Source organism: Cupriavidus sp. OTU4054 (assembly GCF_038440175.1).
Classification (GTDB): Bacteria; Pseudomonadota; Gammaproteobacteria; order Burkholderiales; family Burkholderiaceae; genus Cupriavidus; species Cupriavidus pauculus_D.
This window is the reverse complement of sequence record NZ_JASATF010000018.1, coordinates 1-18,280: the sequence shown is the minus strand read 5'-3', so window position 1 is coordinate 18,280 and position 18,280 is coordinate 1. Positions and strand designations below refer to the sequence as shown.

The following is an 18,280-nucleotide window of genomic DNA, read 5'->3' as shown; positions in this document are numbered from 1 at the left end:
TGGCGTGTCAGGTCTGCGGCACCACGCTGACCTGCACCGCCACCTCGTGCTCCCCGCCGCCGACGATGACGCCGTGCAACAGCGGGATATCGCTGTAGTCGCGCGCCATCGCCAGCGTGACGTGGCGCGTGTCGGCCAGTACATCGTTGGTCGGGTCGAGGTCGATCCAGCCGAGCACCGGGCACCAGACGCCCGCCCACGCATGCGAGGCGTCGGCCCCGAGCAGGCGCGCCTCGCCCGGCGGCGGATCGGTCAGCAGATAGCCGCTCACATAGCGCGCCGCGAGTCCGAGCGAGCGCAGGCAGCCGATCATCACCTGCGCGAAGTCCTGGCATACCCCGCTGCGTAGCGCGAACGCTTCCAGCGCGGGCGTATGCACCTCCGTCGTCTCGCTGCGATAAGCGAAGTCCGCGTGGATCCGATGCATCAGGTCGATGGCCCCCGCGGCCACGGTCACGCCCGGGCCAAAGCTTTGCAGTGCGTACGCGCGCAGGTCCGGATGCAGCGCCACGTTCGGCGATGCATAGACGAACTCGGTCTCGCGATGGAACGGCTGCCCCGCCGTGAATCGCAGGCATTGCGCGGCCGCTTCCCACGGCATGCTGCGCGCGGCATCGAACCCTTCCCACCGCGGCATCAGCGTGACGAGGCTCGTTGCGCTCACGCTCATCTCCTCGTGCAGCACGTCGAGCATGAAATGCAGCACGCCGTTGCCGAACGCATCGGTTCGCATGTGCTGATGCGCGGGCTCGGGATGGACGACGATGCCATGCGCGTGCACGCTCTGCCATGGATACGAGGACGGCGAAGCGACCGCGCGCTGCTGCGCGAGCTCGACCGGATGCGCGTAGCGATAGGTCGTCACGTGCTGCACGGCAAGCGTCGTCAGCGTCGCCGGCACGTCCGAGAGGATGCACCGCCTGCATCCGGCGGCCGCGTTCGCCGCGGTCGATGCGTCCGGTGTGCTGGACTGGCTCATGACAACTCCTTGCCCGGCGCCGCGCCCGCGTGGCTGAAATAGCGCGAGGCGATCTCCTCCGATATGCGCGCCATGCGCTCGCCGAGGTGGTCGCACAAGGCCGCGAGCTTCGCGTGGCGGCCCGCGGGATCGGCCTCCACGAGCCCCGTGAGCGACGGCAGCGCCGTGGCGGGCGGCAGCATTTCCACAAGCGGCACGCGCGCCTGGCCGCTGGTGCCCGCGGGAATCTGCGCGAGCTTGTCGCGCAGCCGCTCCAGCACGCCATAGAGTCCGCGCGGATTGGTCGGTTCGATCACGAGCAACTGCACGAGCGGGGCGAGGTCCGTCCTGCCCGGATACCGCGAGCGGAAGGTCAGCGTGCTGTCGAACAGGTGCAGCAGCAGGTCGAAGCCGCCCCGCGTAAGCAGGGCGCCGGTTTCCACGGCAGTCTCCAGCATCGGCGCGAGGCCGCCGATCCGTTCGATATGCCGGCCGATAAAGACCAGCCGCCAGGCCTCGTCGCGCGTCATGCGGTCGCCCTGCGCGCCGCTGATCGCGCCGAGCTGCATGCTCAGGTGGTCGAGCGCGGCGAGCACGCGCGTGCGGTCGTAGCCGAGGCCCGCACCGTCGGCACGATCGGCACCCTCGCCGCTCCCCTCGCCGCTCCCCTCGGGCGTGCAGGCGGCCGCCATCGCCGCGCGGAAGTCGTTGCGCGCGGCGAGGATCGTGCGCCAGTGATCGTTGGAGAGCCGGTTGCGGATCTGGCTCGCGGCGCGCGCGTGGCCCGCGAGGGCATACATCACGCCCGAGCGGCCTGACGGGTCGGCCAGCGACATGACGAGGCGGCGCTCGAACGCCGCGAGCGACGCCGGAGACGAAGCGGGCGCGGATGCATCGGGTGTCGGCGTGTCCTCGGGCACGAGGCTGAACCACCGTGCAAGACTGCCGATCATCGCCAGCGCGCCTTCGTCGGTTTCCTCATGCCGCTCGATGGAGCCGAGAATCTGGCGGCAGAGGCGCACCGTGTTCTCGGCGCGCTCGGCATAGCGGCCACCCCAGTACAGATTCTCCGCGGCGCGGCTGGACACCGTGAGCGCGGCCTGTGCCTGCGCGGCGGGCGCGGCGAGGCCCGTGCGCGCGGTCAGCGGCGTGGCGCCGATCGGCTGCGTCGATAGCACCCACGTGTCCGCGCTCGTGCCGCCGGTGCGCATCGATACCGCGTCGCAGCCGGCGGGCGCGAGCCGCGTGAAGCCGCCCGGCATCACCTGCCAGCCACCGTTGCCATCGGACACGGCGTACACGCGCAGCATGGCCGCGCGCGAGCGCATGCGGCGATCGCCAGCATCCCAGCAGGGCGTGTGCGAGAGCGCGAGCGGCGCCTGGATCGTGTAGCGGTCGGGCATGGCCTCGATGCGCGCGCGCCAGTCGGGCAACGGCTGCACGCCGCGTTCCTGCCCGGGGAGCGTTTCGCAGTCGATGTCCGCTTCGATCTCGGCTTCGGTGCCCGCTTCACTCTCCGCGTCCGCTTCCGCCTGGGCTTCCGGGTATGTCGGCATGACGTACGCCTCGCCCAGCGCCTCGAAGGCCCGCTCGCGCGCGGCCGCCTCGCCGCACCACCACGTGTCCACATCGGGCAGCCGCAGCGACTCGCCGATCAGTGCCTCGGCGATGCCCGGCAGAAACCCGTGAATCGCCGGCGACTCGAGGAAGCCCGAGCCCGGCATATTGGAGATCAGCACATTGCCCGCGCGCATCGCCTCGAGCAGCCCCGGCACGCCGACCATCGAATCCGCGCGCAATTCGAGCGGATCGCACAGCACGTCATCGACGCGGCGAACGATCACATCGACGCGCTCGAGGCCGCCGAACGTCTTCAGGTAGACCACGTCGTTGCGCACCGTCAGGTCGCCGCCCTCGACGAGCGTGATACCGAGGTAACGCGCGAGGAACGCATGCTCGAAGTACATCGCGCTCGCCGGGCCCGGCGTCAGCAGCACGAGATGCCGCTCGCCGGAGACGCCCTCGATCGGCAGGTGGGTGAGCGTGGAGATCAGCTGCGCGAAGGCCGGCGGCAGACGCCGCACATGCTGCGCGCGGAACGCCTCGGCAAGCTGGCCCGCGACGATGAGCCGGTTCTCTAGCGCGTAGCCCATGCCCGCGGGGGTTTCGGTGCGATGCGCGAGCACGGTCCAGCCCGCCTCGCCATGGACGAGGTCGACCGCGACGATCTGCAGGAAGCTCCCGCCGGGGGGCTGGTAGCCCTTGAGCCCGCGCAGATAGCAGGGATGTCCGAACACGAGGCCCGGCGGCAGCAGGCCGCGCGCGAGCAGCGTCTGCGGCCCATAGATATCGGCCATGATCGCGTTGGCCAGCACCGCGCGCTGGGTCACGCCCGCCTCGATCGCGGCCCAGTCGTCCTCTGCAATCAGGAACGGCAGCAGTTCCAGCGCCCAGTCGCGCGCGCTGTCCTCCTCCGCATGGACGTTGAAAGTCACGCCGTTGTCGCGGACCTGCCGCGCCACGGCGGCGGCGCGGGCGGCAAGCGTGTCCGCGCGCGGCGCGCCCAGCGCCTCGTAGAAGTCGCCCCATGGCGCGCGCATCGCACCGTCGGGTCCGCGCAGTTCGTCGAGATGGCCGTCCGGCACGGGCGGCGGCATGAGTGTGTCGGCCATGGCATGGCCGCCGGTGCTACATCGCTTTGGCATTGGCTCCCTTGTTGCCATTTGCGCGTACGGTTTCCTCGAGCAGCGATCGCAGCTTGGCCAGCGCGCCGGGGTCCCCGTGCGCGGCCGACCGGGCGTACCAGATCTTCGCCTGCTCGATATCCTTTTCCACCACGCCCGGCTCGCCACGCTCGTAATAGCTGCCGACGATGTACTGCGCGCCGCCGTCCCCGGCCGTCGCGGCACGGCTGTACCACGTGAACGCCTTGCCGTAGTCGAGATCGACCCCGCGGCCGGTGAAGTAATTGGTGGCCAGCGCCATCTGCGCCTGCGTATGCCCGCCCTGCGCGGCCATCGCGTACCAGCGGTTGGCCTCGGCGAGCGATTTCGGCACGAGGCCGCCCCGTTCGTAGAGATCGCCGAGCGTGTACTGCGCGTGTGTCATCTGGTTATCGGCAGCCTTGCGCAACCACACGAGGGCTTCCTCGGGCTTCGCGGGCGTACCTTCTCCGCGCAGCAGCATCATCGCGTAATTGAATTGCGCCAGCCGGTTGCCCTGCCTGGCCGCGGCGGCAAAACCCTGCAGCGCGGCGTCGTAGCGGCCCGCGTCGTAGTCGGCCACGGCGGCCTGGGTCTGCGATTGCGCGGGAGCGGGCCGCTCCGTGGCGACGGCCCGGGTGGCGGCCGCCGCGGGCAACGCGATGGCGAGCGCCATCGCTGACGCCAGCGCGGCGCGCCAGATCGGCGGGATGCGCGCGCCGGAGGCGCGGCGCGGCGGGGGCAAGGCAGGCATAAGGAGGCTCCGGTTCGCCAGTCACCTGCCAGTGTAGTGGGGAAGGCTCGCGTCCGGTGTAGGCGCCCTCCGCCATTCACAGGAGAAATACCACCGTTATGAAATGACGGCCTTGTATTTCTCCCGCATATAGCGCATCGCTATCCCGCGAAGCGGTAGCCGACCCCGACCTCGGTCAGCAGATGTGCCGGCTGGGCCGGATCCGCCTCCAGCTTGTGCCGCAGATGACCCATGTATACGCGCAGGTAGTGGCTGCTTTCCGAGTGCGACGGGCCCCAGACCTCGCGCAGCAGTTCCCGGTGCGTCATGACCTTGCCGCGATGGGCGATCAGCACCGCGAGCAGCCGGTATTCGATCGGCGTCAGGTGGATGGAGGCTTCGCCGCGCGTCACGAGGCGGTTGGCGAGATCGACCTTTACGTCGCCGAACGCGATCTGTGGCGTCCCCTGCGGATTGGTCCTGGCGTGGCGCCGCAGCAGCACGCGCACGCGCGCGACGAGTTCTCCGACGCCGAAGGGCTTGGTCAGGTAGTCGTCGGCGCCCGCATCGAGCGCGGCGATCTTGTCCGACTCCTCGGTGCGGGCCGACAGCACGAGCACCGGTACCTCGGTCCAGGTGCGCATCTCGCGGATCAGCGTCATGCCGTCGCCATCGGGCAGGCCGAGGTCGAGGATCACGATATCGGGCTGGCGCGTGCCGGCATCGATCAGGCCGCGCTTGAGGGTGTCCGCTTCATGGACCGTGCAGCCCTCGGCCTGCAGCGACTCGCGCACGAACCGGCGAATATGCGGTTCGTCTTCGACGAGCAGGACGGTGGGCGAATAATCGAAAGGCATGTCAGTGAGAATCCTTGCCGCGCATCGATGGCGGCGCGACGTCCACAGTTTCCAGGATTTCCGGCTCGATCGCCGGCGGATTGCCGCGCGGCAACGCCAGCGTGAAGCGCGCGCCCGCGCCCTCCACCGCATCGGCCCAGATCCGTCCGCCATGCGCCTGCATGATCGCATCGCACACCGCGAGTCCGAGGCCCACGCCGGCCGTCGCCGATTCGCTGTCGCCCCGCACGAACTTCTCGAAGATCTGCCGCTCGCGGCCGCGCGGGACGCCGGGGCCATCGTCCTCGACGACCAGACGAACCTCGTCGCCGACGATCGCGCCGTGCAGCCGAATCTCGGTCCCCGCCGGGGTGTACTTGGCCGCGTTCTCGAGCAGGTTGCACAGCACGCGTTCCATCAGCACGCCATCGCATTCGACGAGCGGCAATGCCGAGAGGTCCGCCACGCGCACGCGATGTCCGGCCAGCGCATCGCGCAGCGACGCGAGCGCGGCACCGACGAGTTCTTCCAGCGACTGCCACGTGCGCTGCAATGCCACGTCGTGCCGCTGCAGGCGCGCCATGTCCAGCAGGTTCACGACCATCGTGCGCATGCGCTGTGCCTGCCCGCGCATCGCATCGACCGTCGCCGCCACGTCGTCGCGCAACGGCGGGTCCGTTCGTTGCAGCGTCTCGGCCATGCCGATCAGCCCCGTGAGCGGCGTGCGCAGATCGTGCGATACCGCGGCCAGCAGCGAACTGCGCAGCCGCTCCGATTCGATCGACAGCAGCGCCTGCTGCGCGACCTCGACGTAGTGCAGCCGCTCGATCGCAATCGCGATCAGCGTCGTGAACACGTCCGCCTGGCGGCGCAGGTCGGGCGCCGCGAGCGCGCGCCATGCGCGCGGCTCCACCGCGAGCACGCCGCGCGTCTGCATCGGCGCCTTCAGCGGCAGGTACAGCACGGTGCTGCCCGGCAGCGTATGCGTACCCGTGCCTGCGGGCTGGCCGTGATCGAACACCCATTGCGCCAGTACCTTGTCGATGGCCTCGCCCTTGCGCAGGTCGGCGGCATCTCTTTGCGCCGCGTCCGGGCCGCCGTCGATCGCAAGCGATACCAGCCGGCCCTGCGCGCCCACCACGAACAACGTCGCCTGCGCGTCGAACGCGGCGCGCAGAAAGCGGCTGCCGATCTCGCCGATCTGCTCGACGGTCAGCGCGGCCGACAACTCGCGCGCGAGTTCGTACAGCGTGCGCGCATCGGTCTCGCGCCGCACGGCAACGCGCGCCTGTTCGCGCAGGCCCGCCGTCAGTTGACCGATCACGAGGCCGACCGTGAGCATCACCACGAAGGTCAGCAGGTACTGCACATCGCTGACCGCGAACGACAGCCGCGGCGGGACGAAGAAATAATCGAACGATCCGACCGCGAGCACCGAAGTGAACGCGGCCGGCCCGCGGCCATGGCGCAGTGCCACACCGACGACGGCCGCGAGGAACAGCATCGCGATATTGACGAGGTCGAACCACGGCCGCGCGAGCATCGACAGCGCCGACGCCGCGCCGCACCACAGCACGGCCCAGCCGTAGTCGTAGAGGCGCTTGCGGCGGACCTCCGCCGCCGCGGCCTCGTCTTCCGCGGTGCGCGCGTCGGGGCTCGGCGCGAGCCCGCCGGGGCCGGCCGCGCGCGGCCGCAATTCGGTACGCGTGGTGTCGGCCGCCACGCGGATCACGTCGATCTCGGGGCAGCCCGCCGCCAGGGCATCCGCAAAGGTCTGCCGCCCGATCAACCGGTTGCCGACGCCCAGCGCGGGCGCCATCGCGCGGGCGAGCCAGGCGCGTCCGCGTTCGAGCCAGTGGGCCTCACGCGGCCATTCGGCACGCGCGCGGCCCACGATGACCTTGGTCAGGTTGTGACGGCGCACGTATCCCGTGACGGCGCCGACCATGTCATCACCCGCGAGCGTGTCGGTACGCGCGCCGAGCTCCTCCGCAAGCTGCATCGCGGCCTGCATGCGCGCGCGCACCGTATCGGCTAGCGGCGTGAGGCGCGGCGTGGCGATCGTCACCACGTGCCAGTCGCAGTCGAGCTGGCTTGCAAGTCGCCGCGCGCTGCGCACGACCTGTTCCGCATCGTCCCCGCTGCCGATGCACGCGAGCACCGCTTCGCGCGTGCGCCATACGGGCGCGATGGCGCGCGCATCGCGATAGGCGCGCACATCGTCGTCGACGCGATCGGCCGTGCGGCGCAGCGCGAGTTCGCGCAGCGCCATCAGGTTGCCCTTGCGGAAGAAATTGCGTGCGGCTTGCTGGGCCTGTTCGGCCAGATAGACCTTCCCCTCGCGCAACCGCCGCAGCAGTTCGTCGGCGGGCAGATCGACGAGCATGACCTCGTCCGCGCCGTCGAACACGGCGTCGGGCACGGTCTCCCATACGCGCACGCCGGTAATGCCCCCGACGGCCTGGTTGAGGCTGTCGAGATGCTGCACGTTGACGGTGGTCCAGACATCGATGCCCGCGGCCTGCAGCTCCTGGATGTCCTGCCAGCGCTTCGGATGGCGGCTGCCCGCGGCGTTGGAGTGCGCGAGTTCGTCCACGAGCACGAGCGCGGGACGCCGCGCGAGCGCGCCGTCGAGGTCGAATTCCTGGAGCACGCGATCGCGGTACGGCACCGCCCGCATCGGCAGCCGCTCGAGGCCGTCCAGCAGCGCCTCGGTCTCCGCGCGGCCATGCGTCTCGACGATGCCGATCACGACGTCGGTGCCCTGCATGCGCAGCGCGCGCGCCGCGCTGAGCATCGCGAACGTCTTGCCGACGCCTGCCGACGCGCCGAAATACACGCGCAGCTTGCCGCGCGCGGCGCGCGCGCCCTCCGCCTGCACGCGTTCGAGCAGATCATCCGGGTCGGGGCGGGCGACGGGTTCGGTCATCGGTATTCGGTGAAGAGTCGCTGCGATTCTGCCACGGCGCAACGGCCAGCGGGGTTCCTGCTTCTTGTGCGGAAGGGGGAACCCCGCGCGGCATTACTTCATGGCATCGAGTGCCAGGTTCAGCTTCAGCACGTTGACACCCGGCTCGCCGAACACGTCCAGCCCGGGGCTGCGCGTGTTCGCGGCGATCAGCGCCTCCACCTTCGCCAAGGGCACGCCGCGCAGGCGCGCCACGCGGGCGGCCTGGTACTGCGCGGCCGCGGGGCTGATATGCGGGTCCAGTCCGCTGCCCGATGCGGTCACGAGATCGACGGGCACGGGCTTGTCGTTGCCCGGATCCGCCTCGCGCAGCGCGTCGATGCGCGCCTTGGCGGCATCGGTGAGCGCCGGGTTGGTCGGGCCCAGGTTCGAGCCGACCGACGCGGCCGCGTTGTACGGCATCGGCGCGGTCGCCGACAGGCGGCCCCAGAAGTACTTCGGATCGGAGAACGGCTGGCCGATCAGTTCGGAGCCGACGACCTTGCCATCCCTGACGATCAGCGAGCCCGCGGCCTCGTGCGGGAACACCGCGCGCGCGATGCCCGTGACCACGCCCGGATACAGCAGGCCCGTCACGATCGACAGCGCGACGAACAACGTCAGCGCGGGACGCAGCATGCCCTGCTGCACGGGAGGCTGCGGCGACGCAGCGGGGGTGGTTTTCAGTTGCGATTGCATGAGGTTACTCCGGGCTCAGATCCAGCCAAACATCACGAGCAGCATGTCGATGAGCTTGATGCCGACGAACGGCACCAGAATCCCGCCGAGACCATAGATCAGCAGATTGCGGCGCAGCAGCGTCGCGGCGCCGAGCGGGCGGTAGACCACGCCGCGCAGCGCGAGCGGAATCAGCGCGACGATGATCAGCGCGTTGAAGATCACCGCGGACATGATGGCGGAGGCCGGCGTGGCCAGGCCCATCACGTTCAGCAGGTTCAGTTGCGGATAGGTGCTGGCGAACGCGGCCGGAATGATCGCGAAATACTTCGCGACATCGTTGGCCACGGAGAACGTCGTCAGCGAGCCGCGCGTCATCAGCATCTGCTTGCCGATCTCGACGATCTCGATCAGCTTGGTCGGGTTGCTGTCGAGGTCGACCATGTTGCCGGCCTCGCGCGCGGCCTGCGTGCCGCTGTTCATCGCCACCGCCACGTCGGCCTGCGCGAGCGCGGGCGCGTCGTTGGTGCCGTCGCCGGTCATCGCCACGAGGCGGCCTTCGCGCTGGAACTCGCGGATCATTGCGAGCTTCGCTTCGGGCGTGGCTTCGGCGAGGAAATCATCGACGCCCGCCTCCGCCGCGATCGACGCCGCCGTCAGGCGGTTGTCGCCGGTGATCATCACCGTGCGGATGCCCATCTTGCGAAGTTCGCCGAAACGTTCCTTGATGCCGGTCTTGACGATGTCCTTGAGCTCGATCACGCCGAGCACGCGCACGCTGTCCTCGGTGCCGACGCTCACGGCCTCCGCGACCACGAGCGGCGTGCTGCCGGCGCGCGCGATGTCATCGACCGCGTGCACCACCGCCTCGGGGAACTTGCCCGCGCGCTCCGTCACGTAACGGCGCACCGCTTCGGCCGCACCCTTGCGCACGCTGCGCACCTGATTCCCCTGCCCCACATCGACGCCGCTCATGCGCGTCTGCGCGCTGAAGGGCACGAACACGGGCGCGGCCATGCTGCGGTTGCCGAGCTCCGGCGCGGCGGCGCCGGGCTGCTGGCGGGCCAGCGCGACGATGCTGCGGCCTTCCGGCGTCTCGTCCGCGAGCGACGACAGCCACGCGGCTTCGGCCAGCTGGCGCTCGGTGACACCGGGCGCGCACACGAAGCGCGAAGCCTGGCGATTGCCGTGCGTGATCGTGCCGGTCTTGTCGAGCAGCAGCACATCGACGTCGCCCGCGGCTTCCACCGCGCGGCCCGAGGTCGCGATGACGTTCGCCTCCATCATGCGGCTCATGCCCGCCACACCGATTGCCGACAGCAGACCGCCGATCGTCGTCGGAATCAGGCATACCAGCAGCGCCACGAGCACCGTCACCGATACCGGCACGCCGAGCTTCGTCACGAGCACCGCATACAGCGAGAACGGTTGCAGCGTGGCCGTGGCGAGCAGCAGCACGAGCGTGAGCCCGACGAGCAGGATCGTCAGCGCGAGTTCGTTCGGCGTCTTCTGGCGCTTGGCGCCTTCGACCATGCCGATCATGCGGTCGATGAAGCTTTCGCCGGGATTGGTCGTGATCTGCACCACGATCCAGTCCGACAGCACGCGCGTGCCGCCCGTCACCGACGAGAAGTCGCCGCCGGACTCGCGGATCACGGGCGCCGATTCGCCGGTGATGGCCGACTCATCGACCGATGCCACGCCCTCGATCACCTCGCCGTCGCCCGGAATCGTATCGCCCGCTTCCACGAGCACGATGTCGCCCTTGCGCAGCGCCGTGGCCGGTCGCGGCTCGGTAGCGCTGATCGCGCGGTAGTCCTTGCGGCCAGCGCGCACGACGCGCGCGGTGACCGTGGTCTTGAGTCCGCGCAGCGCGGCCGCCTGCTGCTTGCTGCGGCCCTCGGCGAGCGCTTCGGCGAAGTTCGCGAACAGCACCGTGAACCAGAGCCACACGGTCACGGCGAGGATGAAGCCCGCCGATTCGCCCTCGCTCGGTTGCACGAGCGCGCGCAGGAACAGGATCGTCGTCAGGATGCTGCCCGCATAGACCACGAACATCACCGGGTTGCGCAACTGGTCGCGCGGCGCGAGCTTGCGGAACGCGTCGGCGATGGCGGGCTTGACCAGTTCCGGCGCGAACATGCTGCGCGACGCGCGCGGCTGGGTGGCGCGGCCGGGCTGCACGATGGCGGTCCGGGTGGCGCCTTGCTGATTGTCGGCCGCGTGTTTGTTGGTACGCGTTGCCGTGGAATCTTGTTGCATACGAAGCTCCGAATTAACGCGAGGCCGCGGTTACCGCCGCGGGCTGCGAAGACTGCAGCTGTTCCGCCACCGGGCCCAGCGCGAGCGCGGGCACATAGGTCAGGGCGCCCACCAGCAGCACCGAGCCGACCAGCAGCACGACGAACAGCGGACCATGCGTGGGCATGGTGCCGGCCGTGACCGGCGTGCGCTTCTTGGCCGCGAGCGAACCGGCCATGGCGAGCACGGGCACGATGATCCAGAAGCGGCCGAACCACATGGCCGCGGCCAGCAGCACGTTGTAGAACGGCGTATTGGCGGACAGGCCCGCGAACGCGCTGCCATTGTTGTTGGCCGCCGACGAGAGCGCGTACAGGACTTCGGAGAAGCCATGCGTGCCGGGGTTGAAGACACCGGCGCGGCCCGGTTCGGCGAGCACCGCGATGGCGGTACCCACGAGCACCAGCAGCGGCGTGACGAGAATGGCCACCGCGGTCATCTTCATCTCGTACGTCTCGATCTTCTTGCCCAGGTACTCCGGCGTGCGGCCGATCATCAGCCCCGCGATGAACACGGCCAGGACCGCGTAGACGAGCATGCCGTACAGGCCCGAACCCACGCCGCCGAACACCACTTCGCCCAGCTGCATCAGCAGCATCGGCACGAGTCCGCCGATGGCCGTGAACGAGTCGTGCATCGCGTTGACGGCGCCGCACGACGCCGCGGTCGTGATCGTCGCGAACAGCGCGCTGGCGGAGATGCCGAAGCGCACTTCCTTGCCTTCCATGTTGCCGCCCGCCTGCAGCGCGGACGCGGCATGATCGATCGGCAGCTGCGAGAGCGCGGCCGTGATCTGGCCTTCCGACGCCATCGCGGCCAGTGCCATCACGACGAAGATGACCGTCATCGAGGCGATGACCGCCACGCCCTGCCGGCGGTCGCGCACCATCTCGCCGAACGTGAAGCACAGCGCGGCGGGAATCAGGAAGATCGCGAGCATCTCCAGCATGTTGGAGAACGGCGTCGGGTTTTCGAACGGATGGGCGGAGTTCGCATTGAAGAAGCCGCCACCGTTCGTGCCGAGCATCTTGATCGCCTCCTGCGACGCCACGGGGCCCATCGCGAGCTGCTGCGTCGAGGTCTTTGCCGCCTCGGTCACGGGCTTGCCTTCCTTGTCGAGCACGGGCTGGCCCGCGGCATCGACCTTCGGCTGCGTGTATTCCACTTCGGTGACGAGCGACACGTCCTTGTACGCGTCGAAGTTCTGGATCACGCCCTGGCCCACGAGCGCCACGGCCATGACGACCGAAAGCGGCAGCAGGATGTACAGCGTGCTGCGCACCATGTCGGTCCAGAAGTTGCCGATGGTGTGCGCGGTATGGCGCGCAAACCCGCGGATCAGCGCGAACACGACGGCGATACCCGTCGCGGCCGACACGAAGTTCTGCACGGTCAGCGCGAGCATCTGCGTGAGGTAGCTCATCGTCGATTCGCCGGCATAGCCCTGCCAGTTCGTGTTGGCGACGAAGCTGATGGCGGTGTTGAACGACGAATCGGGCGACACCGCGCCGAAGCCCTGCGGATTCAGCGGCAGCATGCCCTGCAGGCGCTGCAGTGCGTAGACGGCGATCACGCCGAGCACGTTGAACACGATCAGCGCGATCGCGTACTGCTTCCAGCCCATCTCGGCCTCGGGGCGCACGCCGCCGAGGCGATAGATCAGGCGTTCGAGGGGGCGGCCCCAGGCCGTCAGCACATAGTTGCCCTCTTCCATCGCGCGGCGCATATAGCGGCCGAGGAACGGCCCCACGATGAACAGGATCGCGAGGAAGAGCGCGAGCAGCCCCAGAAACTGAGGCGTAATCGAATGGGAAGACATCAGAATTTCTCCGGCCGGAACAGCGCGACGAGCAGGTAGATGAAGATGGCGACGGCCAGGCCGCCGCTCAGGAGGTCGGTCCAGTTCATCAGCGCCCCCGTTCGTCGGCGCCGGTCTTCCCGTTCGGCTCGGATGGCGGCTGCGCGCCCAGCGCGGCGCACAGCGCCAGTAGCGCGCCCGTTAGCGCGCCAAACCCCAACAACACGATGAAATAGATCCCGTCCATGGCAACTGCCTACGTGAGTGATTCACGGAAGGGAGGTTAGGGATTGGGGGGTAAAAAGGGGGTAGAGAGGGCGGAGGGGGGTGTAAAGAAAATATAAAAACGGCCGCCGGGTGCGCCCCGCGGCCGTGGGCTCAGAGCCAGCCGGCCTTGTGCAGCTTGCGCCAGAGGCCGCCGCACGCGACCGACGTAATGCCGATGACGATCGGATACGCGTAGTGGAATTTGAGCTCGGGCATCCATTCGAAGTTCATCCCGTACAGGCTGAACACGACGGTCGGAATGGCGAGGATGGCGCCCCAGCCCGCCAGCCGCTTGACCACCTCGTTCTGCGCGACGGTCACGAGCGCAAGATTGACCTGCACCGCCGTCGTCAGCATTTCGCGCACGACATCGAGCGTGCGCACGAGCCGGCTCGCATGGTCCTCGATATCGCGGAAATACGCGCGCAGGTCCTTCGGCACGAGGTCCTCGTGCAGGCGGATCAGCTGGCTGCAGATGTCTTCGACGGGGAACACCGCATTGCGCAGCCGCAGCACCTGGCTCTTGATGCGGTAGAGCCGTTCCAGCGCCGCGCGGTCGAACTCGTCGCGGAAGATGTTCTGCTCGAGCTTCTCGAACGTGTCCTCGAGCCGGTTGACGATGGGCATGTACTGATCGACCACGAAGTCCATCAGCGCGTAGAGCACATAGCCCGGTCCGTGCGCGAGCCCCTGCGGGTCCTGCTCGCAGCGCTCGCGCACGGGCGTGTACGTGCTGCTGGCCCCGTGGCGCACCGAAACCACATAGCGCGGGCCGACGAAGATATGCGTCTCGCCGACGACCACTTCCTCGCCCACGAGCTGCGCCGTGTTCAGCACGATAAAGACGGAGTCGCCATACGTCTCGATCTTGGGACGCTGGTGGGCATCGAGCGCGTCCTCGACCGCGAGATCGTGGAGCCCGAATTCGCGCTGCACCTTGCGCAGCAGGGCCAGGTCGGGCTCGTGCAGGCCCAGCCAGACGAACGTGCCCTCCTCCGACAGCACGTCCGAGATCGCGTCGACCTCGACCGTGCCGAGCTTCTTGCCATCGCGATAGGCCACGCAATTGACCACTGCACCCATGGAGTCTCCCGTTTTCGGATGCGGCATCCTAGCAAGAGTCGGGGCATCGTGTGCATCGGCGTCACGCCGACACCGCGCATGGCGACCATCGGGCACCTGCGGCCATCAACTGGCGAATTGTTACAGTTCGCCGCGTAGACGACGTTAGAATGTCGCATTTCCACGGTCACCCGACTATGTCCCAGAAGAAATCGCCACGCTTCGAGCTGCGTAGCGGCAATGTCGACGCCCTCCTTCTCGCTCTCAAGACCGCGGATACGGACGCCTTGCGGGACGACCTCCTCTCCCGTTTCGAAGCGACCCCCGATTTCTTCTCCAACGACGTCATCGCACTGGACCTGCGCCGCCTCGAAGGCGACGAGCGGGTCGGTATCGACCGTCTGATCGAGACACTGGGCACGCTGCGCGCCCGCGCCATCGGCGTGGTGGCCCGCGCGGACCAGCGCGAGTGGGCGGAAGCCTATGGCTTGCCGCTACTGGATAGCCAGAGCCGCCGCGGCGGCCGCGAGGAAGCCGCGGAGCCCGCACCGGAGCCGGCTGCCGCCGAATCCGGCGAGACCGCCCAATCCGGCGAGACCGCTGCTGCCGCCGCGCCGGAGGCCGCCCGCGTGGCTGCGCCCGTGGCCGACGTGGCCGGCATCCTGGCCGCGGCCAGCGCGCGCGCCGTGCCGACCATGCTGATCGACAAGCCGCTGCGCTCGGGCCAGCAGGTCTACGCGCAGGGCGACGTCGTGATTCTCGACCTCGTCAGCTACGGGGCCGAGGTGATCGCCGAAGGCAACATCCATATCTACGCCCCGCTGCGCGGCCGCGCGCTGGCGGGCGTCAAGGGCAACCACGACGCGCGCATCTTCTGCACGTGCCTGGAGCCCGAACTCATTTCCATCGCCGGCATCTATCGGACCGCGGAGCAGACACTCCCGGCCAATGTGCTCGGCAAATCCGCCCAGGTTCGCCTGGCCGACGAAAAACTGATTCTCGAGCCGCTGCGGATGAAGTGACCCGCGGGGACCGGGATCGATCTATCTAGCACCCTTACTGGACCAAAGAGCCATGGCAAAAATCATCGTAGTGACCTCCGGCAAGGGAGGCGTCGGCAAGACCACCACCAGCGCCAGCTTTGCCGCTGGCCTCGCCCTGCGTGGCCACAAGACCGTCGTGATCGACTTCGACGTCGGCCTGCGCAACCTCGACCTGATCATGGGTTGCGAGCGCCGCGTGGTGTACGACCTGATCAATGTGGTCCAGGGCGAAGCCAACCTGCACCAGGCCCTGATCAAGGACAAGAAGTGCGAAAACCTGTTCATCCTGCCGGCCTCGCAGACGCGCGACAAGGAAGCGCTGACGCGTGAAGGCGTGGAAAAGGTCATCAACGGCCTCAAGGAACAGGGCTTCGAGTACATCGTGTGCGATTCGCCCGCAGGCATCGAGACCGGCGCGCTCATGGCCATGTACTTCGCCGACGAGGCGCTCGTGGTGACGAACCCCGAGGTGTCGTCCGTGCGCGATTCGGACCGTATCCTCGGCATCCTGGCGTCCAAGACCAAGCGTGCCAGCGAAGGCGGCGAGCCAATCAAGGAGCACCTGCTGATCACGCGCTACAACCCGAAGCGCGTGCATGGCGGAGAAATGTTGTCGCTTCAGGATATTCAGGAGATTCTGCGCATCAAACTGATCGGCGTGGTCCCCGAATCCGAGGCGGTGCTCCATGCTTCCAACCAGGGGACGCCGGCCATCCACCTGGAAGGAACCGACGTGGCCGATGCCTACGGCGACGTCGTGGACCGCTTCCTCGGCAAGGAAAAGCCCATGCGTTTTACCGACTACCAGAAGCCGGGCCTGCTCTCGCGCATCTTCGGCAACAAGTAAGGAGGACTCATCCATGTCGATCCTGTCCTTCCTGCTGGGGGAGAAGAAGAAGTCCGCGTCGGTCGCCAAGGAGCGGCTGCAGATCATTCTCGCCCACGAACGCCATGGCCATTCGGCGCCCGCCGACTATCTGCCCGCGCTCCAGCGCGAGCTGGTGGCCGTGATTTCGAAGTACGTAAAGATCAGCGACCAGGATCTGCGCGTGAACCTCGAGCGTCAGGACAACCTCGAGGTGCTCGATATCAAGATCGAGATTCCGCAGAGCTGACCCCGCGCGATCGACGATGTCCCCGAGACGGCACGCTCGTGCCGTCTCCGTAGTAACCCTTCCCCCGTTCGTGGGGATTTCCGCACTGCAACATGCATCCCCTGCATGCGCTGCATCCCCGCTCTCGCTCCCTTTCTGCATACCCGTTGCCGGCGCTCATGCACCGACATGGCGCTTGCCGCATTGCACCATCAAGTTGCCCCCGTAACAGGGTGTAGCGGCAAACCAACGGATTTGCACCAAATGTCTTCCTGAGGACGGCCTCGACTTCAGTTTTATGTCGAAAAGTTCAGCCTTTTGTTAAATTTTCGCGGCGTTTACAGGAAACGTAGACCAATCGCGCCGTGATCCGGCTGCGAACACCACAAGACAGAAAAGGAGCACCATGAAGAAATCGCTACTGACTCTCGCTATCGGCTCGTTGTGCGCTGGGAGCGCCTTCGCCCAGACGTCGGTGACGCTGTACGGGATCGTTGACCAGAGCATCCGCTTCCAGACCAACGCGGACGCCGCCAACCACAGCCAGACCCAACTGACCAACGGCGCAATCACCAACAGCCGCTGGGGCCTGAAGGGTGCGGAAGCCCTCGGTAACAACCTGAAGGCAATCTTCCAGCTGGAAAACGGTTTCGACCCGGATACGGGCCGTGCCAACCAGGGCGGTTCGCTGTTCGGTCGTCAAGCCTATGTGGGTCTCTCGGGTGATTTCGGTGCCATCAAGCTGGGCCGCCAATACACGGAAGGCTTCAACTTCTTCGGCGACTATGATCCGCTGACGATCGGCAACTACGACAACAACGCGTGGCCGTTCTTCCTGACCCAGTTCCGCAACAACAACGTGGTCAGCTATTCGGGCGCGTTCAGCGGCCTGAGCGTCGGCGCCAGCTACGGCTTCGGCGAAGTCCCGGGCAGCACGACCAAGAGCTCGTACTGGGGCACCCGCGCCGCGTATGAATTCGGACCGTTCGGCATCGGCGGCGTGTACCAGGAAATCAAGGACGCCAACAGCAACAAGCAGCAAATGTGGGGCGCTGCTGGTAAGTACACCATCGGACCGGCAAAGCTGTTCCTGGGTTACATCGGTGGCCGCGACAGCACGGGCACGATCGACGCGAACTTCTTCTCGCCGAACCCGGCTACCCTGCCGCCCGCAACGACGCGCAACTACGGCGCCAACCCGCGCAAGGACCTGATCGGCTACGTGGGCGCGACCTACCAGGTGACGCCGGCCCTGGCCGTCACGGGCGTGTTCTACGGCGACCACATCAAGAACGCCTACGGCGTGAACGACAACAGCGGCAACCGTTACACGGGCGTGCTGCTGGCCGAGTACTCGCTGTCGAAGCGCACCCAGGTCTACGGTACCGTGGACTACAACAAGGTGACCGGTGGTGCCGAGGCGAACCTGCCTGGCAAGAACAACCAGACCGGCGTCGCCGCTGGTATCCGCCACATCTTCTGATTGGCGGCCGATCAATCGATCGGTGTGTTGACGGGAAAGGCGCCTTCGGGCGCCTTTTTTGTTGCCGGCAGCCAATCTGCCGACGCGTCCGGCGGCGCATCCTCGAACAGCTCCAGGCGGTACCCGTGCGTGTAGACCGGCGCCAGCCGCGCGCCCTGCGAGGCGACGAGCTGCAGCTTGGTCCGGACGCGCGAGATATGCGTATCGATCGTGCGTGACATCGGCGAGAGGTCGTGGCCCCAGACCGCGGCGACCATATGCTCGCGCGACACGACGCGGCCCTCGTACCGGAATAGCAGCATCGCCAGATCGAACTCCTTCGGCGTGAGGATGACCTCCACGCCGTGGGGGGGGGGGGGGGGGCGCGGGGGGTTATAA

At 67.8% G+C, this 18,280-nt stretch carries 16 protein-coding genes; 4 read left to right on the top strand and 12 right to left on the bottom strand.

Features of this window, described 5'->3' with window-relative positions; genetic code table 11:
• Positions 1-7: 7 nt before the first annotated feature.
• The 11 genes from AAHB16_RS20400 to AAHB16_RS20350 all read right to left on the bottom strand — a co-directional run bounded on the left by AAHB16_RS20400 (position 8) and on the right by AAHB16_RS20350 (position 14,303).
• On the bottom strand, positions 8-979 hold the full coding sequence (locus tag AAHB16_RS20400; RefSeq protein WP_342051843.1) for a transglutaminase family protein: 972 nt from the start codon (positions 977-979) through the stop codon (positions 8-10).
• Entirely contained in the window at positions 976-3,630 is a 2,655-nt protein-coding gene (locus tag AAHB16_RS20395; protein WP_342051842.1) for a circularly permuted type 2 ATP-grasp protein, read from the bottom strand. The genes AAHB16_RS20400 and AAHB16_RS20395 overlap by 4 nt, the downstream gene beginning before the upstream one ends.
• Before the next feature lie 16 nt (positions 3,631-3,646).
• Positions 3,647-4,414, bottom strand: a complete 768-nt coding sequence (locus tag AAHB16_RS20390; protein ID WP_150373217.1) for a tetratricopeptide repeat protein — start codon at positions 4,412-4,414, stop codon at positions 3,647-3,649.
• A gap of 140 nt (positions 4,415-4,554) precedes the next feature.
• Positions 4,555-5,250: a two-component system response regulator KdpE gene (gene kdpE / locus AAHB16_RS20385; protein ID WP_150373219.1), complete on the bottom strand. Its 696-nt coding sequence runs from the start codon at positions 5,248-5,250 to the stop codon at positions 4,555-4,557.
• A 1-nt stretch (position 5,251) separates the two neighbouring features.
• Complete coding sequence (locus tag AAHB16_RS20380) at positions 5,252-8,158, bottom strand: sensor histidine kinase KdpD (protein WP_342051841.1); 2,907 nt, start codon at positions 8,156-8,158, stop codon at positions 5,252-5,254.
• Positions 8,159-8,251: 93 nt separating this feature from the next.
• The gene (kdpC, locus tag AAHB16_RS20375) at positions 8,252-8,875 is read right to left on the bottom strand and encodes a potassium-transporting ATPase subunit KdpC (protein WP_150373222.1); all 624 of its coding nucleotides are present in this window, start codon (positions 8,873-8,875) and stop codon (positions 8,252-8,254) included.
• Between the two features lie 15 nt (positions 8,876-8,890).
• On the bottom strand, positions 8,891-10,996 hold the full coding sequence (kdpB, locus tag AAHB16_RS20370) for a potassium-transporting ATPase subunit KdpB (protein WP_223851527.1): 2,106 nt from the start codon (positions 10,994-10,996) through the stop codon (positions 8,891-8,893).
• Between the two features lie 133 nt (positions 10,997-11,129).
• Positions 11,130-12,959: a potassium-transporting ATPase subunit KdpA gene (gene kdpA, locus AAHB16_RS20365; protein ID WP_342051887.1), complete on the bottom strand. Its 1,830-nt coding sequence runs from the start codon at positions 12,957-12,959 to the stop codon at positions 11,130-11,132.
• A gap of 14 nt (positions 12,960-12,973) precedes the next feature.
• Positions 12,974-13,063 (bottom strand): K(+)-transporting ATPase subunit F, encoded by a 90-nt coding sequence (gene kdpF / locus AAHB16_RS20360; protein ID WP_109582419.1) that lies wholly within the window; start codon positions 13,061-13,063, stop codon positions 12,974-12,976.
• On the bottom strand, positions 13,063-13,200 hold the full coding sequence (locus AAHB16_RS20355; RefSeq protein ID WP_191002154.1) for a hypothetical protein: 138 nt from the start codon (positions 13,198-13,200) through the stop codon (positions 13,063-13,065). The genes kdpF and AAHB16_RS20355 overlap by 1 nt, the downstream gene beginning before the upstream one ends.
• A 131-nt stretch (positions 13,201-13,331) precedes the next feature.
• On the bottom strand, positions 13,332-14,303 hold the full coding sequence (locus AAHB16_RS20350; RefSeq protein ID WP_150373227.1) for a magnesium and cobalt transport protein CorA: 972 nt from the start codon (positions 14,301-14,303) through the stop codon (positions 13,332-13,334).
• A gap of 176 nt (positions 14,304-14,479) precedes the next feature.
• Between AAHB16_RS20350 and minC the strand changes: the two genes are divergently transcribed.
• The 4 genes from minC to AAHB16_RS20330 all read left to right on the top strand — a co-directional run bounded on the left by minC (position 14,480) and on the right by AAHB16_RS20330 (position 17,902).
• Positions 14,480-15,304: a septum site-determining protein MinC gene (minC, locus tag AAHB16_RS20345; RefSeq protein ID WP_342051840.1), complete on the top strand. Its 825-nt coding sequence runs from the start codon at positions 14,480-14,482 to the stop codon at positions 15,302-15,304.
• Between the two features lie 52 nt (positions 15,305-15,356).
• The gene (gene minD / locus AAHB16_RS20340; RefSeq protein ID WP_150373230.1) at positions 15,357-16,172 is read left to right on the top strand and encodes a septum site-determining protein MinD; all 816 of its coding nucleotides are present in this window, start codon (positions 15,357-15,359) and stop codon (positions 16,170-16,172) included.
• 13 nt (positions 16,173-16,185) lie between these two features.
• Entirely contained in the window at positions 16,186-16,440 is a 255-nt protein-coding gene (gene minE, locus AAHB16_RS20335; protein ID WP_150373231.1) for a cell division topological specificity factor MinE, read from the top strand.
• Between the two features lie 385 nt (positions 16,441-16,825).
• Positions 16,826-17,902, top strand: coding sequence for a porin (locus AAHB16_RS20330; RefSeq protein ID WP_150373232.1), 1,077 nt, complete (start codon positions 16,826-16,828; stop codon positions 17,900-17,902).
• An 11-nt stretch (positions 17,903-17,913) separates the two neighbouring features.
• On the opposite strand, the gene AAHB16_RS20325 is transcribed toward AAHB16_RS20330, so the two are convergent.
• A partial coding sequence (locus AAHB16_RS20325; protein ID WP_342051839.1) for a winged helix-turn-helix domain-containing protein occupies positions 17,914-18,280 on the bottom strand: 367 nt, incomplete at its 5' end.